Raw genomic sequence first — 11,793 nt, 5'->3', positions numbered from 1 at the left:
CTCCACACCGTTGCGGCCTCGTGGAACTCGGTCCTCCGAGATGACGCTGCGCGAAGATCGCTGCTCTCCCCACGACTCCGGGAGGCGCGGGGGCACCGGGAGCGGACAACCCGATCACGCGGCCAGACGGAAGCCCGCATCACAGGCTGTCGATTCGCACCCGGAAGAACAGGTTCTGGCTCAGCACCTCGCTGGGCAGGAGGCAGGTGACCCATTCGAGGTGATGCCCGATGGCGACCACAATCTCCTCCTTCGGCAGACTGGCGGCGTCGATCCACAGGTCGAGGTCGGTGGAGAATTCGAGGGTGAACGTCAGGCTGCCGTCATTGCTGCGCCGGCGGAACCCGATCGCCACCCGGCCATCAGGCGCCAGGGCAATGGTCAGGCCCGGGCCATCCTGCGCGGTTTCCGCAAACAACCGGGTCCCGAAGGCGTACTCCTCGAAGTTGGTGAACGGATCCCCGTCCGGATTCGCCAGGCGCCCCCAGACGGTGTCCTCGAGCGCCGGGTCCGACAGAATGCGCGCAATGAGGAGCCGGGCGATCCACTCCTCGTAGCTCAACGGTGCCCCCGGCGGCGGCAGCATCGGCGGCGGGGTCAGGAACACTTCGATCGTCAACGGAGTGACCGCCGAATCCCCGCACCAGTCGGTGGCGGTGACGTTGAGCACGAGCAGCCCCAATGCCGGGCCGGGCGGTGTGCCGCTGAGGGTGCGCGTGGCGGGATTGAATGTCAGCCACCCCGGCAGGGGCGCGACGCTGAAGGCGAGTTCATCATCGACGTCGGCATCGCCAAACGTCGCCGCCGGAATGACGAAGCTGAACAACTGGCCGACCACCGCCACCTGATCGGCCAGCGGCGTCGCCACGTAGGGCGGCTTGTTCTGCCGAAGATCGTAGATGTAGGCGGAGCCCGCGCTGTTCGCGAACGAGTTGTCCCGCCGCGCCCCGATCACCGCCGTGCCGCAGCTCAAGGCCACCGCATAGGAGAACTCGTCATTGTTCGTGTTGTCGGGCGCGATGATCTTCTCCAGGACACCCCAGGCCCCGGGGCCGTCCTTGTCCCGTCCGAAGGAAAACGCCACACCCCACCGGCTCTGGTTGCTCTGGCCGGCGAACGGCATGCCGATGAGGGCCACGTTCTCGCTGATGGACACCGAACGCCCGAACTCGTCGTTGTTCAATGCGTCGGGGCCGAGAAGCTTCCGGACTTGTCCCCAGTTTCCGGTCCCGCCCAGATCGCGTCGGTAGAGGTAGGCGCCGCCGCGATTGTTGCCGCCTTCGTCGTTCAAAGGCGCCCCTACGACCGCATGATCGTCGTCGATGGCCACGGCAAACCCGAATTGATCCGCAGACGCACCCCCGTTGCCGCCGGCCGGCGTGAGCGGCAGCAACCGCTTCTCCTGGATCCAACTGGTGAGACCCGTCCGGCGGAACACGTAGGCGGCGCCGGCGTTGCTCCCGTTCACGTCGTTCTCCGGCGCGCCCGCCACCACATAGTCGCCCGAGATCGACACCGAATGACCGAAACGGTCGCCCGCGGCGCTGCCCGTTCCGATGATCTTGGCCGCCTGGGACCAGGTGCGAAACGCGGTGCGGCGGAAGAGATACACGGCGCCCGCATTGTTGCCGAACTGATCCTGCTGCGGCGCCCCGACCGCGATGATGTCCCCGCTGATCGCCACCGCGAACCCGAAGGTGTCGGTGTTCACAGGATCGGAGGGAACCAGCTTGACGGCCTGCGCCTGCCAGTCGTTGGCACCGGGTGCGCTGGGTTCGAAGACATACACCGCCCCGGAAGTGATGGTGCCCGCACGCGCGCCCGGCGCCCCGGCCACAACCGTCTCGCGGTCCATGGCCACGGAGCGTCCGAACTGGGCGCCCGACAGCGGATCGGTCGGAACGAGCCGCGCCGCCTGGCCCCACTGCCCGGCCCCGCCGCTGTTTCGGCTGCGCACATACACGGCTCCCGCGTTGGATCCCGGACCGCTCTCCTCAGGCGCCCCGATCGCCGCATGATGCCGGCTGGCCCCCACGGCGAACCCGTAGGCCGCCGTGGAACTGGTCCCGGTCGGCAACGCCTCGCGAATCAGGCTGTGGACCGCGATCACCGAGGTGTTCGCATCGACCACCGGCGCCGCGTACCCGTCCTCGACGGTCAGCGTGAAGAATGTTTCCTCGGAGCCCGGCGGAGGCACCAGGTCCACCACCAGCCGGTTGGCGGTGTCGGGTTCGAACACCACTCCCCGCAGGGCGGCGGTCGCCTGGGCCGCGGTTCCCGCAAACCCAAACACCCCGGACCCCTGGGCCGTGAACCCGTTGAGATTCACCAGCGCACCGCGGGTCGCATCGAAACTCAGGGTCACCCCGAGCGGTTGCAGGGTCAGATCATCCAGTTCGGTGATGGTCACACTGGCAAACGGCTTGATCCTGCCGCGGTAGTACACCGGCTGTCCGGTCAGCGTGCCCGAAATCACCGGCGGATCGTTGATGGCCTGCACCTGCACCTGCACGGATCCCGCCGTGGGAAGAGTCACGTGCGGATCGGTCACCAGGATGTCGAACGTGAAGGTCCAGGTCGCCGGAACGGTCACGTAGTTCTCCGTCGGTTCGAACACCAGCCCGCGAATCGCGGCAGTCGCCGCCGCGGCCGTTCCCTGGAAGGCGTAGGCTCCGTTGCCATAGACCGTTTCGGCGAACCCGCCCAGGTGGGTCAGTCGTCCGCCCGCCGGGTCATCGAGCACCACCCGCACTTCGATCGGTTCGTTGCCCTGGTCATCGACCTCCCCGATCGTCACCCCGGCGAAGGGCGTCACGGTCTGCTTGTCGGTGATGCTCAAGGTGTCGGGCCCGGCGTTCTCCAGCGTGGGCGGATCGTTCACCCCCAGCACGGTCACCACGACCGTGCCCACGTCGCGGTCGGTTCCCGCCTGATGCACCTCCACGCTCGCCACGTTCGTGTGCGGGAGTCCCGAATCGTCCAGCACCACATACGAGAACCGCTCGACGTAAGGGTAGGTCCCGGAATATCCGGGATCGGGCTGATAGAGGACGGCATCCTCCCGCGCCGTCACCGTCCCACCCCGATCCGCCGGTCCGGCTGAATCGACCCGCAACCGTTGGGCGCCCAGCGGACGGATCCCATCGTTCGCCAGGACCGCCAGCACATTGCCCGCGCTCCCCGACAACGCGGCGAACGCGTCGCTGCGCATCGGCAGATCCCCCACGCGCACCTGGACCGTCGCGCTCCCGGTGCCCCCGACGCCGTCCGAGACCGCGTAGGTGAAGATGTCGGTCCCGATGAACCCCGGCGCCGGCGAATAAAGGACGGTCCCCTGATCCACCACCACGAGTCCGTGATGGGCGGGCGCACTCACGATCTCGACGGACCACCCCGCGGCCGAGGCCGGCTTGACGCCGTCATTGGCCAGCACCGGCAGGCGGTTCGAGGTGCTGTCGGCCTCGACGCTGAAGGCGTCGGGGTGGGTTTCGAGCGCCAGGGCACCGGTGCGTTCCCGCACCTCGACCCAGACCACCGCCTCGGCGCGGCGTTCGGTCCCATCGGAAATCTCATACGTGAACCGCTCCAGGTAAGGGAAGGGCCCGGCACTGTTGCGCGCGACGTAGATCAGCGCCGTTCCGTCGGGCGCAATGCGGACCTCCCCGTTCTCGGTGGGCGCGTTCGAGCCGTTGGCATCGTCGATGCCCACGCCGGTGATGGTCAGCGCCTGGCCCCCATCCGGCAGCACCCGGTCGTTGGCGAGGACCCGCAGCACGAACTCCCTGGGCGCGGGCGTCTGGAAGAACACCGTGAAGGCGTCCGGCTGCGCGCTCAGGTGACCGGTTCCGACATTCACCACCACCTTGGTGGTGTCCGTGCCCCGCGAATCGGTCATCGTGTAGAGAAAGGTCTCCTGCCCCACGAATCCGCTGGCCGGGGTGTAGATCAGGCTCTTCCGATCCTCGGCCAGCAGCACCGTCCCCCCGCGGTCCGGCCCCTCCAAACCCGTGCCGACCGACACCAGGGTGAGGGCCCGGCCCCGATCCGGGATGGCCACGTCGTTGCCCAGCACCTCGAGCCGGTTCTCCGTGCTCCCCGCGGCCACCGCGAAGAAATCCGGGTTCGCCCGCACACTCTGCCTGGCAACCACGACCGTCACCCGCCCCTGGGCCGTGCGAGGAGGCGAGGACTGGTCCTGGAGCGTGTAGAGGAACTCCTGCTCGCCCTCGACATCCTCATTCACCGTGAAGATCAGGCGCTGGCCGTCCCCCCGGAGGCTCATGGTGCCAAGACTGGTCGAGATCGGAGCGACCCCGGTCAGGGTCAGAACCACAGGTGCCGCACCCAGGACCGTGTCGTTTTGCAGGACGTCCAGTTCCACCGGATCGTTGTCATCGGCGCGGGCCGGGTCGTTGAACGGCACGGTGAAGAAATCGCTGCTGGTGACGAGTTGTCCGACCGTCACCACCACGGTGCCCAGACCGGTCCCGCCCAGGTTGTCCACGGCGCGATAGGTGAAATCGTCCTCCCCCACGAATCCCGCGGCCGGCGTGTAGAGGATCGCACCCCCATCCGCCTGAACCTCCGCCGTGCCATGCAAGGGCGGGTCCACGATCTCCGCCACCGTGAGGATGTCCCCGGTGCCGGGCAGGATGCTGTCGTTCTCCAGCACTTCCAGCAGGTTGTTCACGGAACCCGGCAACACCCCGAAGGCGTCCGGACGCACCACCAGCGTGTCATGCCGGTCGATCACCCGGACCCGGACCTCGGCCGTGGCGCGCGCGGTGCCACCCCCCGAGATCTCGTAGCGGAAGGCCACTTCGTACGGATAATCCGAGGGCGGCCCGCCCCACGTCTGGACATAGCGCAACCGGTTGTCCACCACCTCGACCGCATCCCGCGGAGTCAGACCCCCGGGATGGAGCGTCGGTTGCGAAACCACCCGGGTCACGGTCAGCGCCTGCGCCGGCACCGGCAGAACGGGATCGTTGGCCAGCACATCGAGGATGGCGCTCTGCCCCCGCGCCACGCTGAAGCGGTCGGCGTTGGCCCCCAGGGCTCCGTTGAGTTCGCGCACCACCACACGGACCGACACCACGGCCACGTCCATGTTCCCCATGCCATCCTCCAGGGTGTAGGCAAACACCTCGTCGCCCACGAAATTGACCTCGGGCGAATACACCACCGAACCGCCCCCGGCACCGATCGCCAGAGTGCCCCCCTGGCTGCCCGCCGTGACCGCCGTCACGCGGAGCCGGGTCCAATGGCCCTTCACCGCGTGGTTGTCCTCATAGTTCACCGGGATCGTGAAGGTGTCGGCATCGAGGACCTGAACCGTGTGCGAGCGGTTGTACAATCCGTCGCCTCCATAGCCCTCCACCCCCACCACCATCCCGCTCGCCAGGCCGTGGCCCGGGGAGGTGACACGAACCGGCGCCTGCCCGGCGATGCCGGCGTACTCGACAACGGACTGTCCCACCCCGGTGAGATTGCGATCGTTGGCCAATACCTCGAGGGCATACCCGGCCCCGTCGGCAGCGACCTGGAACCGGTCGTCGTTGGCGAACAGGAAGCTGCCGTCCATCACGGTGTACGGGACGTTCTCAACATGGATCTGCCCCACCGCAAGCCCGTTCAGGAACGCCGACACGGTGGGATCGTAAGTGAACGTGTCGGTGCCGATCGTGAGCAGCGCCCCCGCCGGGGTGGTGCGAACCTCCGGCACCAGGCGCAGGATATCGTCGGGAGCCGATCCGTCCTGATCCACGTCGGAATCGTGCTGGCCGGGGTCTTCGGGCGGAAACTGGATCGGGTTGATCGCAATCGCGGTGTCTTCGTCGGTGGTGATCGCATCGTCCACCGCCACCGGCGTGTCGTTCACGCCGATGACCAGGACCGCCACCAGCGATTCGACATCGCCCCCGACCTGGTCGTCGGTGACCACGATGTGGAAGGTGTCGAGCAACGGTTCCCCCCGGGAGAGTGCCTGCAGGCGGCTCGATCCCGCCGGGTTGTAGATCAACGAGGCCCCGCCAGGCGCCAGCGTGACCGTGGCACCATGCCAGCTCACGGCAGCCACGGACCGGATCCGGAGCGTGTCGCTGGTGTCGATGTCGCTGTCGTTCTCCAGCAGATCCGCCGCGGCGATGGTCAGGGCCGTCTCTTCGTCCGTGCTGAACAAGTCCAGAAGCAGGAACCGCGTGTCCGGGTCGTCCTCAGGATACACATGGGCATCGGCGCGTCCGGCCAGCCCGGAATCCGGGGGCAGGTGAAACGCGATGGTGAGACCGGCGACGGTGTCCGCAAGGGTCGCGCCGGGGCCGGTCAGGGAGTCCAGTTGAGCCAGCGAGGCCGGATCGGCGACGGGTTGGGGCGGATCGTTGACCCCGGACACCTCGACCGTCACCAGGCCCAGGCTCACCGCACCGTGACGATCCGAGACGGCGTAGAAGAAGGTGTCTTCCAGGATCTCGCCCACGGCCAGGGCGTCGAGTTCAGCCGAGGTGCGCGGGTTGTAAACGACGCTGGTTTCCAGGCGGTCCACCCGAATCTCCAGGTGCACCTCCGCGCCCCGGGCGCTGGTCGCCCTCAGGCGGTTCGCATCGTCGAGCACGGCCCAATGTCCCTTGCCGGCCGCGTCATCCACATACGGCACGCCAATGCTGAAACGATCGGCGTCCAGCACGGTGACCGCATGGAACCCGTTGTATCCCGAGTATCCCTGATACCCCGAGATCAGAATCACCGTGCCCTCATCCAGACCGTGATCGATCGAGGTGACCTCCACCGACCCGCCCTCTTCGCCACTGGCGTAGCCGTCGATGGACTGAACCGCACCCACAATCCCCACCACACGAAGCGTTGTGTGGTCGTCGTCCGTGTCGGGATCCAGGTCCGGAGTGCCGTTCCCGCCCAGCAGCGTGACGCTCGACCGCACCGGCGCCACCGGATACAGGCTGTCGGTGTCGAACACGGTGGCCACACCGGTCAGGAACGGCCCGGCCATGATCCGCAGCACCGTTTCCTCCGTGGCCTCGCTCGAAGGGATCCGATCCGCGACGGCCATCGGAAAGTCGTTGGCCCCGAGCACAGTGACCGTGACACGCGCCTCGGAACGCGTGGTGGGCGATCGCTGCAGTGCGGTCTCCCAATGCCCCAACTCGATCGGCACCCCCGCAAACGGGACCGGAATCTCGAAGGTGTCGTCATCCACCACCGTGACGCTGTGCACGCCGTTGTATGGAGCGAGGCTGGAACCGGAGAGAAGGATGACGTCGCCGTTCACCAGCCGATGCGATGGCGTCCTTACCGTTGTGGGGGCATCCCCGATCACGCCTTCGTAGCCCTCCACGTCGGCGGACCCGATGTCGAGGATGGTGTAATGGAAGGTATCCGTGGCCTCCGCGCCGACCGGGAGCGCCCTCAGGCTGGCGCTGGTCTGGGGATCGTAGATCAGCTGCGCGCCGCGCAGGGGCGCGGCATCCGGATCGAGGGTCACCAACGCGCCCCGGGCCGAGAACGCGGTCGCCGAGTCTCCGGTCAGCCCAGAGGGACCGGTGCTCACATGGACAATCACCGCCCGGTCCGTGCCGTCGTCCTCGATGTCATTGGCCAGCACGTCGAGCGTCACCGCCCGGTCCTCATCCACCACAAACACGTCGCCGACCGCCAGCGGTTCGGCGTTGGGACTGCCGAAGGGCGTCAGGATGGCGGCGCCGGGCGAATTCGGATCGGCCTGGGGATCGAGCAGCGGATCGGACAGATCGCGCGCGCCGCCCAGCGCCGAGGGATTCACGATGCCATGGGGAATGTGGGCGAAGCCGCGGGATTGCGGGGCCAGCGTGATGGCCGTGTTGTCGAACTTCGAGTCGTCCAGGGGATCATACGGATCGACGAAGTGCGCGACGTACCCCACCCGCAGAATCACCCGGCCGCCCGGTTGCACCAACTCGATCTCGCTGCTCCGGCCCAACTCGAGGGATTCGCCCGTCGGCAGGGGCAGGACCGGCGTCGCCGCCGGAAATCCCGCCGCCGCAAAGGCCGTGTCGGCGACCACGATCCCATGCCCCGGGTTCACCCGGGTACTGGCCGGGAAGGTGAACCGCAGGACGCCATCGACCCGCACACCGTACCCCGACAGGTCCACCCGCACCGAATCCCGGGGGATGAAGAACTCCAGGAACTGCGGGGCCGGGGCGATCGGATCGTAGTCGATCTCGTTGAGCACCACCCGCCGGATCGCGCCCCGCTCCACGGCGCCGGCATCGGGCGCGTTGTCACGGAAGGCTCCGCGCTGGTCCGTCGGAAGGAAGGGTGACACCGCCCGTCCGATGGCCGGGCTTCCAACCGCGAGGTCATAGCCGGCCACGGGACGCATCTGCTCGTTCAACGGCAGCACCAGAATCCCGGTTCGATCCGTCCGGTCCGAGGTCCGGTTCAACAGGACAACCGCCTTGGGCTGGCCATCCTGGGTCAGCACCGTCCGGGTCTGGTCGTCCGAAACGTTGCCGCCGTCGGACACAAGGGTCGCCGTGCCTTGCACCTCGAGATTCCGCGCGCGCGCGTCGGCGAAGACCGAGTTGCGCACCGTGACCTGGGTTCCGAAGACATTCGCGTGGATCGAAGTGCCGCCGCGCCCGGACAAGTCGTCATTCCCGGCGAAGGTGGCGTGGGTCACCCACACCGTCAGGGGGGTCGCCGGAGTCACGTTCTCCACGTACAAGCCCCCGCCCCCGATGCCGGTGGCCGCACCTTGGAGGTTCCCGGAGAAGGTGGTGTTCTGGATCACGCACTCCTGGTCGGTGAACAGCGAGATCCCGCCGCCGCCCAGGCCCAGCACCGAATCGGTCCGGTTGCCGCGCACGAGGCAATCCTCCATCCGCAGCCGGCCGCCATCGACATCAACACCGCCACCCCATTGCGTCGCCACGGAATCCGTGATGGCACACGCGCGAAGGGTCAGGCTGCCGGTGGGTCCGACATAGATCGCTCCGCCACTGACCGCACTGCCGCTGGTGGCCGCGCCATGGGTGAGCTGAAGACCTTCCATGACGACCGAGGCTTCGATCCGGAAGAGCTGCACATCCGGTTCGCCGTCGCCCTCGATGTCCCCGCTGATCGCCAGCAGGTCGGCGCCGGGTCCCTTCAACGTGACGTTTCTTCGAAGTTCGAGCGTGCCTTCGCTGAGACGCAGGACTGCCGGATACTCGGGCAGGGCGAAGGTCACCACCGCGCTGCCGACCTTGCGCGTTTCGATCTGATCCAGCACCCAGCGGAGCGATCCTTCGTCCCAGCCGTCCTCCTCCGTCGTTACCAGCCAGTTGCGCGGCTCCTCGGCCAGCACAATGGAAAGCACCCGGGTGGTCTTGTTCAGCACCGCGTCCTGGGCCTCGATCGTGAAGGTGGTCCGCCCCGGTTCGTTGGGAGGAAAGAGATGGGTCTCGCTCACCACAAACTCCAATCCGCGCAACGCGTCGGTCGCTTCGTCCGGCATGCCGACGAAGAGATAGGAGCCGGCGGGCGAGGATTGCTCGACGAACCCGCCCAGGTTCTCGAAATGGCCCTTGGCCGGATCGTCGATCCGGACCGTGACCCGGATCGCCGCGCCGTCATCGTCGAGAACCGTGACGATCGAGGACGGCGGGCTGTCGAACGGCCGCACCGGGTCCGTGTCGGTGGCCGGGTCAAGACGCAGCGGCTGCGCCGCCAGCAGAGGCAGTCCCTCGATCCGCGGCGCGCCATTGACCGCGGTGACCACAACGGTGGTGTTCTTGTCGATGCGCAGTCCGCCACCCCCGTCATTGACCGTGATGACCAACTGGATCGTGTCCTGCTGCCCGACCAGCCGATCCGGGCGCGGCTGCGCCTGAAACGTCACGGCCTTGATCAGCCTCGAAACCGTGGCCGGACTGCCGCTGAAGGTCAGCACCGACCCGCTGATCTCCGGATCGCCATCGATCGAGAGGTAAAAGACGCCCGGCGTCCGGCCCTCGACCGACAGGGACACCGTCAGCGTGTCGCCGTCGCGGTCGCTGATGTTGACCTCCCGGAAGGGCGTGAGCCGCGGGCCGGTCACATCATCGGTGGTCCGCAACACCACGCCGCCGGGCACCGCAATCTCGGGCGGATCGTTCACACCCACGATCGTCAGGGTCAGATTCGGACTCTCGATCGGATCGCCCGTGAGGGGACTGGCGGGCGGACTGTGCACGTCCACCAGGCGAAGTCGGAAGGTGACCTGCTGGTTGGCGGAGAGGTCCACGATGGGCCGGAACCGGATGCCCGCCACCTGATCCTGCACCTCCAGCAGCGTCCCGGTGTAGGGGCCGACGCCGGAGGGCTCGAACACCGCATACTGGAAGGTCGGATCGCTGATCGGAACGATCTCCACGCTGAAGGTTTCGCCAATGTCCGGATCGGAGATCCGCACCGTCAGCGGCTGGAGGGTCTCGGTGTCGCGGACGCTGAGCGGGTTGAGCGTCACCTCCAGGGTGGGTGGATCGTTGATGGACAGCACCTCGAAGCTCAGCGTGCTCGAACCCGACGCGCCCAGGCTGTCGGTGGCCTGCACGCCCAACGACACGCTCTCGGTCGCCCCGACCGGCTGCCGGTTGGCCGTGGGCTCGAAGAGCAGCGTCCGAACCTGCGCCTCGACACTGGTCGTGCTCGGAGGCGAGGCCACTGCGGGACCCGACGCCTCGAAGACACCCTCCTCGTCCGCGTCGGGAAATGCTCCGGCCCCCACGTTCTCCCCAAAGGTCACCACCACGTCCACAGGTTGCGGAACCAGCGTCGCCCCCACACGGACCCAATCCGGATCCCGGATGGTCAGGCCTTGAAAGACCAGCGCCGGGGCGTTGTCCGGCACGGGGCTGGTCAGGGCGCCGCCGATCGTGGGCGCATCGTTGAAGGACTCGACCTCGACGTCCTCGCTGGCCGAGGCACTGGCCAGGGCGATGTCACGCACCGTCACGGAGAACACGGTGGACTCGGTGGTGAAGGCCGGAGGCGCCACCGGCAACCGGTTCTCGGTCGGCACATATTCCAGGCGCCGAAGGAAATTCTGCATGTCGGCCACCGATGCCGACGAGACCGTGTAATTCCCGGCCGAGCCTCCAAGCGTGAGGGCCGGGCTTCCAGCGCCCACCTGGAGGATGCCATGCGCGCTGGGATACGTGATCGTGGCGGTCAGGGCGTCCCCGGCATCCACGTCGTTCACGGTGACGTTGGCAAAGGGCTGCGAGATCTGGTTGTCGAAGATCCCCGCCGGCCCCGGACTGCCGAACAGGATCGTCGGCGAATCGTTCACCGGCGACACCGTCAGCGTCACGGTGCCCGAACCCGTGAGGCTCCCGGTATCCACCGCCTGCACCGTGAAGACCGTCGCCTCGGTGCTGCCGATGGGAATGCGGTTCTGAACGGGGGTGAACACCAACCCATCCAGGAATCCCGCGGCGGCCCCGGGGGACCGCGATGTCAGCACATAACTCCGCACCCCCGCGGAAACGCCCGTCGTGAAGTCCGGACTGACGGGAAATGTGCCGCGTCCGTCGGGGAAGGAAAGGGTGATCACCACGTCGCTGTCTCCCGTGACCCCGGCACCATCGAACGGGTTCGAGGTGCTCTTGTCCCCGATCGAAGCCGGAACCGCCCCGGGCAGCGTGACGGTGGGGGCGGCGGCAAAGGCCTGGAAGGCTGTCGCCCACAGAGCTGCGAGGAAGGCAGCCCCGGCCGCCAGCTTCGACAGGACGCGGCGTCGCGGCGTGGGACGGGAGAGGGGTGCGGGATCCATGG

General features: G+C 67.6%; 1 protein-coding gene. It reads right to left on the bottom strand.

Features of this window, described 5'->3' with window-relative positions; translation table 11 throughout:
• Positions 1 to 139 precede the first annotated feature (139 nt).
• Complete coding sequence (locus KF833_10130) at positions 140 to 11,791, bottom strand: tandem-95 repeat protein (protein MBX3745654.1); 11,652 nt, start codon at positions 11,789 to 11,791, stop codon at positions 140 to 142.
• Between the last annotated feature and the right edge of the window lie 2 nt (positions 11,792 to 11,793).

This window comes from Verrucomicrobiia bacterium (genome assembly GCA_019634625.1).
Classification (GTDB): Bacteria; Verrucomicrobiota; Verrucomicrobiia; order Limisphaerales; family CAIMTB01; genus CAIMTB01.
Note: the sequence above shows the minus strand (reverse complement) of the source record. Positions and strands in the feature narration are given on the sequence as shown.